20 protein-coding genes are annotated in these 14,637 nt (G+C 64.8%); 12 read left to right on the forward strand and 8 right to left on the reverse strand.

What is annotated here, in order from left to right; translation table 11 throughout:
• Positions 1-100: 100 nt before the first annotated feature.
• Together SB751_RS25600 and SB751_RS25605 are read left to right on the forward strand one after the other, a co-directional pair.
• Entirely contained in the window at positions 101-241 is a 141-nt protein-coding gene (locus SB751_RS25600; protein WP_186296730.1) for a hypothetical protein, read from the forward strand.
• A gap of 105 nt (positions 242-346) precedes the next feature.
• A complete protein-coding gene (locus tag SB751_RS25605) occupies positions 347-1,525 on the forward strand; it encodes a DUF4382 domain-containing protein (protein ID WP_144195237.1) in 1,179 nt (392 codons plus the stop codon).
• Between the two features lie 192 nt (positions 1,526-1,717).
• Here SB751_RS25605 and SB751_RS25610 read toward each other — a convergent pair whose 3' ends face one another.
• The 8 genes from SB751_RS25610 to SB751_RS25645 are packed head-to-tail and all read right to left on the reverse strand — an operon-like array spanning position 1,718 to position 7,064.
• Complete coding sequence (locus tag SB751_RS25610; protein WP_410748690.1) at positions 1,718-2,926, reverse strand: MFS transporter; 1,209 nt, start codon at positions 2,924-2,926, stop codon at positions 1,718-1,720.
• 8 nt (positions 2,927-2,934) lie between these two features.
• A complete protein-coding gene (gene arsH / locus SB751_RS25615; RefSeq protein ID WP_211944122.1) occupies positions 2,935-3,699 on the reverse strand; it encodes an arsenical resistance protein ArsH in 765 nt (254 codons plus the stop codon).
• Positions 3,696-4,121, reverse strand: coding sequence for an arsenate reductase (glutaredoxin) (arsC, locus tag SB751_RS25620; protein WP_410748691.1), 426 nt, complete (start codon positions 4,119-4,121; stop codon positions 3,696-3,698). Before arsC ends, arsH begins: the two co-directional genes overlap by 4 nt.
• Before the next feature lie 10 nt (positions 4,122-4,131).
• Positions 4,132-5,205, reverse strand: coding sequence for an ACR3 family arsenite efflux transporter (gene arsB / locus SB751_RS25625; RefSeq protein WP_144195245.1), 1,074 nt, complete (start codon positions 5,203-5,205; stop codon positions 4,132-4,134).
• A 3-nt stretch (positions 5,206-5,208) separates the two neighbouring features.
• Positions 5,209-5,703 carry an arsenate reductase ArsC gene (locus SB751_RS25630; protein ID WP_144195247.1) on the reverse strand — a complete coding sequence of 165 codons (495 nt, stop codon included), beginning with the start codon at positions 5,701-5,703 and terminating at the stop codon, positions 5,209-5,211.
• A gap of 42 nt (positions 5,704-5,745) precedes the next feature.
• Complete coding sequence (locus tag SB751_RS25635) at positions 5,746-6,240, reverse strand: arsenate reductase ArsC (protein ID WP_186296731.1); 495 nt, start codon at positions 6,238-6,240, stop codon at positions 5,746-5,748.
• A 9-nt stretch (positions 6,241-6,249) separates the two neighbouring features.
• Complete coding sequence (locus SB751_RS25640; RefSeq protein WP_144195251.1) at positions 6,250-6,732, reverse strand: ArsI/CadI family heavy metal resistance metalloenzyme; 483 nt, start codon at positions 6,730-6,732, stop codon at positions 6,250-6,252.
• Complete coding sequence (locus SB751_RS25645; protein ID WP_144195253.1) at positions 6,729-7,064, reverse strand: ArsR/SmtB family transcription factor; 336 nt, start codon at positions 7,062-7,064, stop codon at positions 6,729-6,731. Before SB751_RS25645 ends, SB751_RS25640 begins: the two co-directional genes overlap by 4 nt.
• Positions 7,065-7,320: 256 nt before the next feature.
• On the opposite strand from SB751_RS25645, the gene SB751_RS25650 reads away from it, so the two are divergent.
• The 10 genes from SB751_RS25650 to SB751_RS25695 are packed head-to-tail and all read left to right on the forward strand — an operon-like array spanning position 7,321 to position 14,637.
• Positions 7,321-7,896, forward strand: a complete 576-nt coding sequence (locus SB751_RS25650; RefSeq protein ID WP_211944120.1) for a DUF4255 domain-containing protein — start codon at positions 7,321-7,323, stop codon at positions 7,894-7,896.
• Positions 7,893-8,609: a hypothetical protein gene (locus SB751_RS25655; RefSeq protein ID WP_144195257.1), complete on the forward strand. Its 717-nt coding sequence runs from the start codon at positions 7,893-7,895 to the stop codon at positions 8,607-8,609. The genes SB751_RS25650 and SB751_RS25655 overlap by 4 nt, the downstream gene beginning before the upstream one ends.
• A 24-nt stretch (positions 8,610-8,633) precedes the next feature.
• Complete coding sequence (locus SB751_RS25660; protein WP_144195259.1) at positions 8,634-10,190, forward strand: phage tail sheath family protein; 1,557 nt, start codon at positions 8,634-8,636, stop codon at positions 10,188-10,190.
• Between the two features lie 60 nt (positions 10,191-10,250).
• Positions 10,251-10,709 (forward strand): phage tail protein, encoded by a 459-nt coding sequence (locus SB751_RS25665; RefSeq protein ID WP_144195261.1) that lies wholly within the window; start codon positions 10,251-10,253, stop codon positions 10,707-10,709.
• 8 nt (positions 10,710-10,717) lie between these two features.
• Positions 10,718-11,188, forward strand: a complete 471-nt coding sequence (locus SB751_RS25670; RefSeq protein ID WP_144195263.1) for a phage tail protein — start codon at positions 10,718-10,720, stop codon at positions 11,186-11,188.
• A 4-nt stretch (positions 11,189-11,192) separates the two neighbouring features.
• A complete protein-coding gene (locus tag SB751_RS25675; RefSeq protein WP_144195264.1) occupies positions 11,193-11,405 on the forward strand; it encodes a DUF5908 family protein in 213 nt (70 codons plus the stop codon).
• Positions 11,406-12,104 (forward strand): CIS tube protein, encoded by a 699-nt coding sequence (locus tag SB751_RS25680; RefSeq protein WP_144195266.1) that lies wholly within the window; start codon positions 11,406-11,408, stop codon positions 12,102-12,104. It begins immediately after the preceding gene.
• Positions 12,105-12,107: 3 nt separating this feature from the next.
• The gene (vgrG, locus tag SB751_RS25685; RefSeq protein ID WP_144195268.1) at positions 12,108-13,895 is read left to right on the forward strand and encodes a type VI secretion system tip protein VgrG; all 1,788 of its coding nucleotides are present in this window, start codon (positions 12,108-12,110) and stop codon (positions 13,893-13,895) included.
• A 55-nt stretch (positions 13,896-13,950) separates the two neighbouring features.
• On the forward strand, positions 13,951-14,223 hold the full coding sequence (locus SB751_RS25690) for a PAAR domain-containing protein (protein ID WP_244845094.1): 273 nt from the start codon (positions 13,951-13,953) through the stop codon (positions 14,221-14,223).
• Between the two features lie 3 nt (positions 14,224-14,226).
• Entirely contained in the window at positions 14,227-14,637 is a 411-nt protein-coding gene (locus SB751_RS25695; RefSeq protein WP_144195272.1) for a GPW/gp25 family protein, read from the forward strand.

The raw sequence follows: 14,637 nt of genomic DNA on the forward strand, positions 1-14,637 counted from the left end.
CCGCTACCTTTTGGATCTCGTGATATACCACATACAGAATATTTACAGATGGTGCGACGCATCATATAATGGAAACTCCTAAACGCAGTTGGAGTGCTTCATGGAAGTCGCAACCCTCTTCGCCCTCGCCGTCGCTTTCCTGTTCTCGGGCGTCAGCGTAACAATGGCCATCGCCGATATCGTGGATCCCAAAGGGGAACGGGGCGCGGCAGGGGAACTGGTGGACGTGCGGATTGGCTGAAACCGCATGTGTTGCGGCAGCATTACATTCGTTACGATTGTGTCACTTATCTGATACAACTTCGCCACTAAGCTCCGGATACCCACAACAGAAGAGGTATCCAAAATGGCGCCACACAACATATATGGCGGCGTTGCCCTGAGCCTGGGCGGCGCCGTGCTGCTGGCCGCATGCGGCGGCGGTGGCGGCGATGATCCGCCTACACCCGGGCCGGCCAATGGCACGCTGCGCGTTCAAATGACCGATGCACCGGCGTGTGGCTACGACCATGTCTATGTGACCGTGAACCGCGTGCGTGTCAATGGCAGTCCGGATGCGGACGACAATGGCTCGGGTTGGGTCGATATCCCGGTCAGTCCGGCGCAGCGGATCGATCTGCTGTCGCTGACAAACGGCGTGCTGGCCACGCTCGGCCAGACCGCACTGCCAGCCGGCAACTATCAGCAGATTCGCCTGGTTCTGTCGCCAAATAGCGGCAACGCGCTGTCGAACTCGGTGGTGCCTACCGGCGGGACCGAAACCGCGCTCGACACCCCAAGCGCTGCGCAAAGCGGCTACAAGATCATCCGCCCGTTCACGGTGGCACCCGATACGCTCACCGACCTGATCCTCGACTTCGACGCCTGCAAGTCCGTGGTTCCGCGCGGCAATGGCGGCTACAACCTGAAGCCAGTGGTCACCGCGCTACCGGTGGTGGTCAGCGGCAAGGTGTCCGGCGCGCTGACGCCGGCCCAGGCCGGCGCTACCGTCTACGCGGAGCGGGGCGGGCTGGTGGTCAAGTCCACCGTCGCCGATGCCAATGGCAATTTCGTGCTGTCGCCGATCGAGCAAAGCACCTCATCGGGCAACGTGGACGTGGTGATCGTGCCAACGGGCCGCGCCACCGGCATCGTCCGCAGCGTACCCGTGGTCGCCGGCAGCAATACCGTGGTATCCACCCAGGGCGCGCCGATTGACCTGCCTGTCTCCACGATCCGCACGGCCTCCGGCACCGTCTCGCCAGCCAGCGCCCAGGCGAGCCTTCGCGCCATACAAAACACGTCCGGGCAGAACTTCACCATCAGCACCACCTTCGCCAACGTGACATCGGGGGCCTACAGCATGGCGCTACCGGCTGCCGCACCAATGGTCGGCACCTATTCGACGACGCTGCCCATCCCGCTAACCGCCGCCAGCACCGCGGCCGGCAAATATACGATTGAAGCCACCAGCATCAACGGCCCGATCCAGACCCAGCCAGCCGACGTGAGCGGCGGCAACGTGGGCGCTAATTTTGCGTTCTGAGGGTTGATGGTTTGATGAGTGGAATGAAAAACCCGCCGCTTTGTTGAAAGTGGCGGGTTTTTTGTTGCTCCGGGTTGCTGGGAGTGTCGCGCAAATCATTGTGGGAGAAGATGAAGCGCCTTGGCATTCGCGCTTCGGAGGCGGAGCCGTCAGTCGTTTGAATGGACGGCCGCCGCTTGCGCTTATGATCGGCTACTCTGCTGCGGCGACCTGCCGCGTCGGCTCGGCTGTTGCGGAACGAATGGCGAACAACGCGCCGGTGGCAGCGAGCCCCAATCCGCCCGATACCCACAAAGCCTGTGCGCCCCAAAGATCGATGCAGATGCCGAAGAGCCACGGCGCCAAAGCCTGGGCGATGCGCGCGGGCACCATCAGCAAGCCCTGGCGATGCCCATAGCCCTGGGGGCCGAAGATAACAAGCGGAAGCGTTCCCTTGGCGATGGTGAGGATGCCGTTACCCGCGCCGTGCAGCACACCAAACAGCGTGGCGGCCGGTGCGCCGAGAATGACGAAGGCAGCCGCGCCGACTGGATGGAGTGATGCGGCAAGCCGCGCTGATAGTAGCGGATGAACCTTGCGCAGTAGGCCGAATTCGAGCAGCCGCGCGCCGACCTGCGAAGGGCCGATCAGCGCGCCGACTACCACCGCCGTCGCCAAGGTCGCGCCGCCCGCCTGCAACAGCCGTGGTAGATGCGCCGCCATCGCCGTGCTGATGAACCACGTCGCGGCGAACACGAACGCGAGCGCATAGGTTGCCATCGGTCCGGGCGTTGGGCCGTCCACATCGGCACTACCGGACCGCGCGGCCTGTCGGAGGCTCGGGGATGCCGGTTCTTCTTCGGCACGCGGCAGGCTCGCATTGAGCGCCAGACCCAGCGTCAGGTGCAACGCCGCCCACACGAAGCAGGCGACGCGCCAGCCGTAGTGGCTTTCTAGATAGGAGGAAAGGGGCCATCCGACCGTGCTGGCGAAACCCGCAATCAACGTGATGCCGGTGATGGCATTGCGTGAGCGGGTGCCATACAGGCGCACTAATGTGGCGAACGCGGCTTCATAGAGGCCGCTGCCCATGCCGATGCCGAGGACAAGCCAGGCGGCAAACAGGCCAATGACCTCCCGGGCAAGCCCGAGACCAGCCAATCCCGTGGCAAACACGAGGCTCGTCACAATCAACACCGGCCGTCCACCCAGCCGGTCGATGAGCCGCCCGGCATAGGGTCCGAGCAGGGCGGAGATGACCAGTGCGGCACTGAATGCCGCGAAGACGGTAGGCACGGACACGCCAGTGTCGTGCGCCATGGGCACCGCCAGCATCGCCACCAGGTAGTAAGAGGACGCCCACGCGAGTGTTTGCGCGGCGCCTAGGCGGGCCACGAGACTGCCATTCGGCGATTGCGCCATGATCGTCCCTACTCGACTTCGCCGTCGTCGGTGTCTGCGGAGGCCGCAGGCCGTTCATGATCCATTGCGGCGGCGGCAAGTGCTGCCGCGCGCGCCGGGGCCGCCTCTTTGCGCTCGCTGTAGCGGTCGGTCAGGTAGTCAGAGCGGTCACGGATCAATAGCGTGAACTTGTACAGTTCCTCCATCACATCGACCACGCGATCGTAGTAGGACGAGGGCTTCATCCGGCCGGAGGCATCGAATTCCTGGTACGCCTTGGCTACCGACGACTGGTTCGGAATCGTCACCATGCGCATCCAGCGGCCCAGCACGCGCAACGCGTTGACCGCATTGAACGATTGCGAGCCGCCGCAGACCTGCATGACCGCCAGCGTGCGACCTTGTGTCGGCCGGATGCCTGCGCTCTCGAGCGGCAGCCAGTCTATCTGGTTCTTGAAGACGGCGGTCAACGTGCCATGGCGCTCGGGGCTGCACCAGACCTGGCCTTCGGACCATTCGGACAGCTTGCGCAGCTCGGCGACCTTCGGGTGGTCGGCCGGCACGCTGTCAGTCACGGGCAGGCCAGTGGGATCGAACACGCGGGTCTCGGCGCCGAAGTGCTGCAGAATGCGTTCGGCTTCCAGTGTCAGCAGTCGGCTGAAGGATGTCTCGCGCAGCGAACCATAGAGCAGCAGGATGCGCGGCGGGTGGGTGCTCACGCGTGCCGGTTCCAGCTTCATCAGGTCCGGGGTGTCGAGCACGGACGACACGATGTTAGGCAACGCAACGGTCATCGCACAACCCTCTGGCCCTGCGCATCGATGACGACTTCGCCGTCTTCCTTGGTAAACGCGCCTTGCTGCGGCGACAGCAGGATGTCGAGTACCAGTTCCGAGGGCCGGCACAGCCGCACGCCCCGTTCGGTGATGACAAAAGGCCGGTTGATCAGGATGGGATGGGCGAGCATGGCGTCGAGCAACTGATCGTCCGTGAGCGCCGGGTCGCCAAGCCTCAGTTCTGCGTAAGGCGTCCCTTTCTCACGGATGGCTTCGCGCACCGTCAAGCCCGCATCGGCGATCATCTTCTGCAGCTGCGCGCGCGTAGGCCGGGCATGCAGGTACTCGATGACTTCCGGCTCGATGCCGGCATTGCGAATCATGGCTAGCGTGTTGCGCGATGTGCCGCACGCGGGGTTATGGTAGATCGTGACAGACATCAGGATTCCTTCAGGCCTTGGCTTCGTACCAAGTCTGCGAGCGGTTGACGATGTTGACGACCAGCAGCATGACAGGCACCTCGATCAGCACCCCGACCACGGTTGCCAGTGCCGCCCCCGACTGGAATCCGAACAGGCTGATTGCGGTGGCCACCGCCAGTTCAAAGAAGTTGCTCGCGCCGATCAGGCTCGACGGGCCCGCCACGCAGTGGGCGACGCCAAGCTTGCGGTTCAGCAGGTATGCCAGACCCGAATTCAGAAAGACCTGGATCAGGATCGGCACCGCGAGCAGAGCGATTACGAGCGGCTGGTCGATGATCGCCTTGCCCTGGAAGGCGAACAGCAGGACCAGCGTGAGCAGCAGTGCGGAAATGGAATAGGGGCCGAGTGCATGGGTGACGCGCTGGAAATACGCCACCCCACGCCCGAGCAGCACCTTGCGCAGCAATTGCGAGAGGATGACCGGCACGACGATGTACAGCACGACCGAAGTCAGCAAGGTGTCCCAGGGCACCGTGATCGACGAAAGGCCGAGCAGCAGCGCCACGACCGGGGCGAACGCCACGACCATGATGGCATCGTTCAGCGCCACCTGCGACAGCGTGAAATACGGATCGCCCTTGCAGAGCTGGCTCCAGACGAAGACCATGGCCGTGCACGGTGCGGCGGCCAGCAGGATCAGCCCGGCGACGTAGCTGTCAAGCTGATCGGCGGGCAGCAGGGGCGCGAACAAATGCCGCACGAAGAGCCAGCCCAGCAGTGCCATCGAGAATGGCTTGACCGCCCAGTTGATGAACAACGTCACGCCAATGCCGCGCCAATGCGATTTCACCTGGCCCAATGCCGCAAAATCGATCTTCAGCAGCATGGGGATGATCATTACCCAGATCAGCAAGCCAACAGGCAGGTTGACTTGCGCGTATTCCATGCGGCCGATGGCCTGGAACACGTCCGGCATGATCTGCCCCAGCGCAATGCCGACGACGATGCACAACGCGACCCAGACGGTGAGGTAGCGCTCGAAGAACCCGATGGCCGGCTTGCTGGCTGTTTGATCCGCAGAGGCGATGTTCTGGCTGGTCATCGTTCAGCTCCCCGCCAGACGCTGGAGCGTCTCTTGCAGTTCCGCGTCGGTCATGTCTTCGATCGGCAGCAGCAGTAATTGCAGCATCCGGTAGGCGATGGCCTGCCGGGTCAGTTCGAAGGCGAGTCGCTTCTTGTCGTCTCCGCCTGCCGTGTTCGACGGGTCGGGATAGCCCCAGTGGATCTTCACGGGGCTACCAGGCCAGTAGGGGCATTCCTCTTCGGCGGCGCTATCGCAGACGGTAATGACAATGCGCATCTTTGGCGCACCGTCTGCGACGAACTCGTCCCAGTTCTTGCTGCGGAAGTCGTTCACGTCGACACCGGCCTCGCGCAAGACGTCGATGGCGAACGGGTTGATGCGGCCGCTCGGCGAGCTGCCGGCGCTGTAGGCGCGCACATCACGGCCAAATTGCTTGGCAAGATGGTTCAGCATGCCTTCGCTAAGCACGCTGCGCGCGGAATTATGGGTACAGAGAATCAGGACGTTGGTGGTCATGGGGCGGCGAGAAAGAAACAAGCGTGGAGAGGGAGATGGGCGTCAACTCTTCCCGATGTCCCGCACGGCCTTCTGGAGCGCGACGGTGTCCAGTTTCGGCAGCGGCAGCGAAAGGAATAGTTCGATGCGGCGCTTCAACGCGATGGTGGCGTCGTTAATGGCCTGCTGCTTTTGCGCGTCGGTGCCTTCGCATGCGGCCGGATCGGGCACCCCCCAGTGGGCGGTCATCGGCTGGCCCGGCCAGACGGGGCACATCTCTCCGGCTGCCTTGTCACATACGGTAAAGACGAAATCGAGCGACGGCGCGCCGTCTTGGGAGAACTCGTCCCAACTCTTGCTGCGAAAGCCGGCAGTGTCCATTCCGTGCCGCGCCAGCGCCGCCAGTGCGAGCGGATTGACCACGCCGGTCGGATGGCTACCGGCCGAGTAGGCGCGGAATCGGCCTTGGCCGAGATGGTTCATCAGCCCTTCAGAGAGGATCGATCGGGCCGAATTGCCGGTACAGATGAACAGCACGTTGTAGATCTTTTCGCTCATGATCGGCCTTCAGCAGCAAGACGACTTGGAAGTCACCGCAACGCCAATGGGTTTCCCCTTGGGCGCTCGTGGGGCGCAGCATGCGGATTCGGCGGGCGCGGCCTCCATCTGCCGGGATTCGCCATATACGGGCACCGTACCGAGCGTATGAAAGTGCTCCCAGGCGATACCTTGAGGGTCGGTCAGCCAATACTTGTCGCTGCGGGCGTAGCAGCAGGTTGTTTCGCCTTCATCGAGCCGTGCCATGTCGGCGGCCTCAGCCCGCGACTTCAACTCAGCGAGTTCGCCTGCGTCGTCGGTCTGGAATCCGAGGTGGTCCACACCCGGTTCCGCACCGCGCGCAGAAATTGCGAAGTTCACCCGCGGGTCTTCAAGCATCCATTTCGCGTAGTCGTCCTTGACGACACTCGGCTCGGCGGCGAAGAGCGCGGAGTAATAGCGGATACTGGCCGAGAGGTCGGCCACGCTTACATGTACGTGGAAGCGCTTCATGATTGAGACTCCGAGGTAACGGAACAGCCGGCGAGCGGCGAGCACAGGTTCCCGCCGCAGCAGTTCTCTGTGAGATAGCCAATCAGCGCGTTCATCGTTTCGAAGCGCGCCATGTAGATGATCGATCGCCCGTCCTGGCGGCTGGTGAGCAGGCCGGCACGGTGCAGTTCCTTCAAATGGAAGGAGAGGGAGGACGCCGGCATGTCCATGAGGTCGGCAATGCGGCCGGCCGGCAGGCCGGAGGGTCCGGCCTGCACCAGCAAGCGGAACACGGCCAGCCGAACGGCATGGGCGAGTGCGCCAAGCGCCTCAAGTGCGTTATCTGTTTCCATTGTTCGAATATAGTCGAATATTGGAAACGATGCAACGCGCCCATGCGGAGCAGGTCCAGTGAAGGGAGAGCGGGCAACAGAGCGTCGGTCGTCGCAGCATTGCACGCCCTGCCGCGAGACGCTGGAAATCCGCCACGGGCCATGGGAGGCTCGCCTAGGCAATTCCGAACCGCATCTCAGCATCCTACTGATGGTGGGGCGGGGCGGCATGGGCCACTATCGGCGCCGTGACGGGTATTTCAGGAATGCAGCCGCCGTGATCGACAGTGCGCTTGGCCACCTCGCTTTGCAGTTGAACCAGATGTTCCGGGGGCGGCTCGTGCTGAGCGAGGACCTCGTGGTGGTCTCGAACCTGCAGGAACTCGATGGCAGCGCCGTGTCGCAGGCGGCCGGCAAGCTGGTGCTGTTTCTTGCGGGCATCGAGCGCGATACGGCTGCGTACCGGGCCCGCGCCACGCCCACTGGCGAGCAGCGCAGCCAGATGGCCGTTGCCGAGCCGCTGTTCCTGAACCTGCTCGTCATGTGTGCCGCCACCTTCAGCGGCCAGCATTACCCGGAGGCGCTGCGCTTCCTCTCGGACGCGGTGGCGTTCTTCCAGGCCAACCCGGTGCTCGACCATCAGGGCACGCCGGGCCTCGACGCACGCATCGAGCGCCTCGTGGTCAATATCGAGAATCTGACGACGGCGGAGATGCACAGCCTCTGGAGCATTCACGGGGGCCGCTACCTGCCGTCGGTGCTGTATCGGGTGCGTCTGGTGTGCCTCGAGAACGGCGCGGTGCTGCGCCGGCAGCCGCTGGTCGGGCAGCCCGAGGTGGAGGCGCGGCCGTGAGTGGCGGCTATCGCGCCGTCAGCGGCCTGGCCGTGCTGCATCCGTACTTTGCTGCGGGATGGCCCCCGGCGCTGCGGCTGCAGGCGGACGCGGGCACCGCCGCGCTGATGACGCGCCTGGACCTGCGCCTGCGCGGCGACGCCCGGCGCTTCGTCATCATGGCCGATGGGACCGGCCTGGACGGGCTCTGGCGCCTGCGCGACGAATGGCCGGCGCAAGGGTTGTCGTTCGCCGCGCATTCGCCCGATCCGCTCTGGGCCTACTACACCGACGTGCGCCGGCTGGCGGGCACCGGTACGTTGCGCCTCGCGTTCGCGCTGGCCGACGCGGCGCACGACAGCCAGGCCGCGTGGCTGGCGGCCGCGCCTGTCAACCACGTCGTCACGCTGCCCGTCCGCGAGACGATCTGGAAGTATGTGATGGTCGGCGAATGGGGCGCGGACCTTGGCGTGGCCGACGTCGACGGGGCGGTGACGTTCAACGCCCCCGAGTCGGAACAATTGCCGGACGGCACGATGGTGACCGTGATCCGCTCGGCAGTGCCGCTGGCACTGGCGGAGCGTCCGCGCCAGCGCTTTGTGCTGCAGCGCGGCACGGCCGGCGACATGCGCGTGCTGGTGCCGCGCCTGCCGCTGGCGAGCCCCGCCGCGCTGCGCCGGGAAATGGTCGGCGGCCTGCTGTGCGACGTGTCCGAGATCTTTGTCAATCGCTAACTGCTTTCACCGGGAGAGTGTGAAATGGGTGCAATGAAGACGCCTGGCGTCTATATCGTAGAAAAAAACGCCTTTCCGAACTCCGTGGTGGAGGTGGCGACGGCGGTTCCGGCCTTTATCGGCCACACGCAGATCGCGGACAACCGCAACAAGCCGTTGAGCATGAAGCCATGGCGCATCAGCTCGATGGCCGAGTACCACCAGTACTTCGGCTACGCGCCATTCCCGCGCTTCAACGTGGCCGAGATGGCCGATGCGTCGGCCACGCCGGCGTTCCGAGTGGCGGGCAAGGATTACGTGCTCACCATGCCGGAGGGCAAGGACGGCGGCGGCTACATGCTCTACCGCGCGCTGCGCCATTTCTTCCAGAACGGCGGGGGGCCCTGCTATGTCGTCTCGGTGGGCGACTACAGCCAGGACCTCGACCCCGACCGGTTCAAGGCCGGCATCGACGAACTGCTCAAGGAGCAGGAGCCGACCATGGTCGTGATTCCGGAGGCGGTGCGTTTCAAGGCGGAGGTCTGCATCGACCTGCAGCAAGCCATGCTGGCTCACTGCGGCGGCCACATGCGCAATCGTGTGGCCATCCTCGACGTGTGGGGCGGCGACAAGCCTCGCACCGATCCCGCCGGCGACCCCGTGGCGGCATTCCGCAACGCGCTCGGCATCAATTACCTCGACTTCGCCGCGGCCTACTATCCGTGGCTCAACACCACGGTGATTGGCGACAAGGACATCAGCTACGAGAACATCGCCAATCCGGATGTACTGCAACAGCTGCTGCGCGCCGACCTCGGCCTGCCGGACACACTGCCCGCCGATGCGCAACTGAAGACGCGCGAGCTGGCCGCCGCCATCGACGACATCACCAAGGACTGGAGCGCGGTCACGCCAGCGCTCACCGAGGACGCGGTGCTGGCCAACAAGGCGCTGTTGCACAAGACGCTGACCTCGGTCAGCAGCCTGTTCAACACCATCCTGGACGAGGTCAAGTACCAGCTCAACCTGCTGCCGCCAAGTGCCGCCATGGCAGGCATCTACACCATGGTGGACAATACACGCGGGGTCTGGAAAGCGCCCGCCAACGTGAGCCTAGCCGGCGTCGTATCACCATCCGTGTCCATCTCTGCGGTGGACCAGGAAGAGCTCAACGTCACCACGCAGGGCAAGTCGATCAACGCGATCCGCAGCTTCATTGGCGAAGGCGTTCTGGTCTGGGGCGCGCGCACGCTCGACGGCAACAGCCTCGACTGGCGCTACATCAACGTGCGCCGCACCATGATCATGCTCGAGGAATCGTGCCGGCTCGCCGCCAAGGCACTGGTGTTCGAGCCCAACGTGGCCAACACCTGGGTCACCATCCGCAGCATGATCCAGAATTTCCTGACCAGCATCTGGAAGCGCGGCGGCCTGGCCGGCGCCACCCCCGAGGATGCGTTTAGCGTCCACGTGGGCCTGGGCGAGACCATGACGCCCGACGACATCCTGGAAGGCATCCTGCGCGTGACCGTGCTGGTGGCAATGGTTCGCCCGGCCGAGTTCATCGAGATCACCTTCCAGCAGCAGATGCAGAAGTCCTGACGCGCGCATCGCACCAGCAACGTCCACCGCACACACAAACGGCAATAACGGAGAACTGTCATGGCAGACGACGGCTCGGCACAGTCCAGCAATGTTTGGCCGCTTCCCAAGTTCCATTTCCAGGTGAAGTGGGATTCCAACGTGATGTCCTTTGAGGAGGTCTCGGGGCTCGACGTGGAGGCGCAGCAGATCGAATACCGGCAGGGCGACAGCCCGGTCTTCTCGACCGTCAAGATGCCGGGGCTCAAGAAGTACGGCAACGTGACCATGAAGAAAGGCGTGTTCAAGGCCGACAACAAGTTCTGGGATTGGTTCAACCAGATCAAGATGAACACGATCAAGCGGGTACCGGTGATCATCAGCCTGCTGGACGAGTCGGGCAAGCCGACCATGGTCTGGACGCTGACCAACGCGTGGCCGGCCAAGATCACCGGCACCGATCTCAAGGCGCAGGGCAACGAGGTGGCCGTGGAAACCATCGAGATCGCCCATGAGGGGCTGACCATCGCCAACGCCTGACACGGGCCATGCAGAAATCGGCGCGCTTTGGCACGGACTTCATGCCGGTCTCGTTCTCGTTCGCGGTGGGCTTCAACAACATCGCGGAAGGCGTGGACGGCTCGTTCCAGGAGGTCTCGGGCATGGACCTGGTCATGGACATCGAGGACCTGCAGGCCGGCGGCGAGAACCGCTTCGTCTACAAGCTGCCCAAGGGCGTCCGACAGGAGAAGTTGGTGCTCCGGCGCGGCGTGGCGGACATGCGTTCGCCGCTGATGCGCTGGTGCAAGTCCGTGCTGTCTGGCGGCTTCGCCCAGCCGGTGACCCCGATGGACGTCAGCGTCTATCTGTTGGACGAGGCCGGCAACAAGATTCGTGGATGGACCTTCCAGGCCGCGTATCCAGTGCGGTGGGGCGTGGACGAGTTCAATTCGACGAAGAACAGCGTGGTCATCGAGACAATCGAGTTGGCCTACCTGCAGTGCATCCGGGAGCTTTGAGGCCATGACGTTGGAAATCCGCCAGATGGTAATCCGCTCCGAGGTTGGTGCGCCACGCAACGGTGCGGCGGGCCAGCCGGCCAGCGCGCCTTCAGGCGAACAGCGCGGGGCCGCGTCCTGCTGCGACGAGGACGAGGCCGCCAGCGACCGCCACCGTGCCGAGCGCGCGCAGCTGCGGCAGTTGCGCCTGCAGCTCGCCCGGCTCAGGGAGCGCTAGATGCCGGTGCCGTCGGGCGCGCTCACGCCGCTGAGGATTACCGCCTGCACGGACAACGGCGGCGTGGTGTCGCCGCAGTCTGGCGCGGGCGCGTCGATCGCGCTGCTGATCAATCCTTCGCAGCTGCGGCACGAACGCAACACCTGCTTCAGCAAGGAAAAGCCGATGGGCGATACCGGCTCGGGCCGCCCGTTCAGCCACATGCAGCCGGGCAAGCTCTCGTTCGCCGTGGTGTTCGACGGTACCGGGGTGGTGCCACGCCCGGCCAACAGCGCCATGCCGGACGAAGTGGAAGACCAGCTCAAGGCTCTGAGCGCGGTGATCTATGCGTACAAGGGTGTCCAGCACCAGCCCAGCATCGTGCAGATCCTGTGGGGCCTGCTGATCTTTACCGGCCGGCTGACCAGCTTCAGCACCGACTACACGCTGTTCAGGCCCAGCGGCGCGCCGCTGCGCGCCACGGCCACCCTGGCGTTCGATTCGTACACCAGCAGCAAGCAGGCGCGGCTCGAGGCCGATGCCAGCTCGCCGGACCTCAGCCACCTCGTGCGGGTACGCGATGGCGACACGCTGCCGCTGCTGTGCGAACGGATCTACGGGGACAGCCGCTACTACATGGACGTGGCGCGCTTCAACGGTCTGCGCCAGTTCCGTGCGCTGGAGCCCGGCACGGCGCTGCATTTCCCGCCGCTGGAGTAAGGCATGCCGACTTATCCGTCGATCGACACCGATGGTGTCCTGCGGCTCACCGTGACCGCCAACGGCACCCCGCAGCCGGATCTCGCCGTGATGTCTGTCACGGTGCGGCGCGCGTTCAACCGCATTCCGTGGGCTGAGATCGTGATCCAGGATGGCGACATGCCGACCGGCGCCTTCGCCTGTGGCGACTCCGCCGATTTCGCGCCGGGCAGCCCCATCAAGATTGCGGCTGGCTTCGGTGACGACGAGGACCCCGTGTTCAGCGGCGTGGTGATTCGCCATGGCGTGCGCATTGACGGGCAGAACGACTCGCGGCTCGTGATCGAGTGCCGTGACCTGGCGGTCAAGATGACGGTGGGCCGTCGCAGCGCCAACTATGTCGACAGCACCGACAGCGATGCCATGACCACGCTGATCGGCGCGCACGGCCTGGATGCGGACGTGGCCGTCACCACCGGCACCTACGGCGAACTGGTGCAGTACCACAGCACCGACTGGGACTTCCTGCTGGCGCGGGCCGAGTTCAACGGCATGCTGGTCGACGTGGCGGACGGAAAAGTGAGTGTGCAGCCGCCGCAGGCTAACGGCGCGCCCGCGTTCGGGCTAGCCTGGGGGCTGGATCTCTATGCGTTCGACGCCGATATCGACGCACGCCTGCAGTATCAGTCCGTCATGGCGACCGCCTGGGACCCGGCGCAACAGCAGACCGTGCAGGGCGATCCGGCCGCGCCGGCAACCCTCAACCAGCAGGGCAACCTGGACAGCGCCACACTGGCAGGCGTCATCGGCTTGTCCGCGTGGCAATTGCAGACGTCCACCACGCAAGATCCGCAGACGCTGACGGCGTGGGCCAAGGGCGTGCAGACGCGCGCAGAGCTCGCACGCATACGCGGCCACCTGCGCTGCATGGGCACGGCGCTGGCTGTGCCGGGTGCGCTGGTCCAGGTCAGCGGTGTCGGCAAGCGCTTCGCGGGCGCAGTATTCGTGACGGCGGTGGAGCATGCAATGGTGGGCGGATTCTGGCACACCGATGTCGAGTTCGGCCTCGATCCGCACTGGCAGCCAACCACGGGCGACGTTCAGGGACCGCCGGCCGCAGGGCTGCTCCCGGCTGTGAGCGGTCTCCAGATCGGGGTGGTGATGAAGCTCGATGGCGATCCGCAGGGCGCGCAGCGCATCCAGGTGTCGCTGCCCGTAAACCAGGCCGCCACCGAGGGCGTCTGGGCGCGGCTGCTGCAAGGCTATGCATCGAGCGGCTTCGGGGCCTTCTTCCTGCCCGAGGTGGGCGACGAAGTCATCGTCGGGCATCTCAACGACGACCCGTGCCACCCGGTGGTGCTGGGCGCGGTCTACAGCGCCAGCCATGTGCCGCCCTATACGATGGAAGCGCCCAACGACACGAAGGCCATCGTCACGCGCGCGCGCCATGTGCTGGCCTTCGACGAGAAGAACAAGACCATCACGGTGACCACGCCGGCCAAGAATCAGATCGTGCTGGACGACACCGGCGAGTCGATCCTGGTGCAGGACCAGCATGGCAACAGCGTCAAGCTGTCGGCCACGGGCATTGCCTGCACCAGTCCCAAGGACATCACCCTTACCGCGCAGGGCAGCATCCGGCTCAGCGCCGATATGTCGATCGAACTCGCCGCGCAGGCGGACGTGAAGGCCACCGGCCTCAACGTCCAGTGCGAGGCGCAGGTCGGTTTCAGCGGCAAGGGCGCGGCCACCGCCGAACTGTCGGCATCCGGCCAGACCATCGTGCAGGGCGCGATGGTGATGATCAACTGATACGGACTGAAAGCGAGAGGAATACCTCATGCCACCTGCCGCGCGACTAACCGACATGCACAGCTGCCCCATGCAGACGCCGGGCCTGCCCCCGGTGCCGCATGTCGGCGGCCCGGTAATCGGCCCCGGCGTGCCGACGGTGCTGATCGGAAAGCTGCCCGCCGCCGTGGTTGGCGACAACGCAGTCTGCGTGGGGCCGCCCGACGTGATCGTGCAGGGGTCGGCCACGGTAATGATCGGCAAGCGGCCGGCCGCGCGCGTCGGCGACCTCACCGCGCACGGCGGCAGCATCGTGCTGGGCTTGCCCACGGTCATCATCGGAGGCTGAACCATGAGTCCATTTCTCGGCCGGGGCTGGCAGTTTCCGCTCCGCTTCGATCCGCGCAACCGGCAGGTCGGCATGGCCGCCGGGGTGGAGGATATCGAGGAAAGCCTGCGTATCCTGTTCGGCACGGCGCCCGGCGAGCGCGTGATGCTGCCCGCATATGGTTGCGACGTGCGCCGCGCCGTGTTCGAGACCATCGACGAGAGCACGCTCACCGACCTCAAGGAGTCGATCCGGCGCGCCATCCTGTTCTTCGAGCCGCGCATCGTGCTGGAGCGCATCGGTGCCGAAGTCGATCCGCTGCAAGGGCGCATCGACCTGCAGCTCGATTATCGCGTGCGCACCACCAACACGCGGCACAACCTCGTCTATCCGCTCTACCTCGACCAGGCGACCGAGCCGGTCAGGACGTTCTAG

The sequence above is a fragment of the Cupriavidus sp. SIMBA_020 genome (assembly GCF_046535395.1).
In the GTDB taxonomy this organism is placed as follows: Bacteria; Pseudomonadota; Gammaproteobacteria; order Burkholderiales; family Burkholderiaceae; genus Cupriavidus; species Cupriavidus campinensis.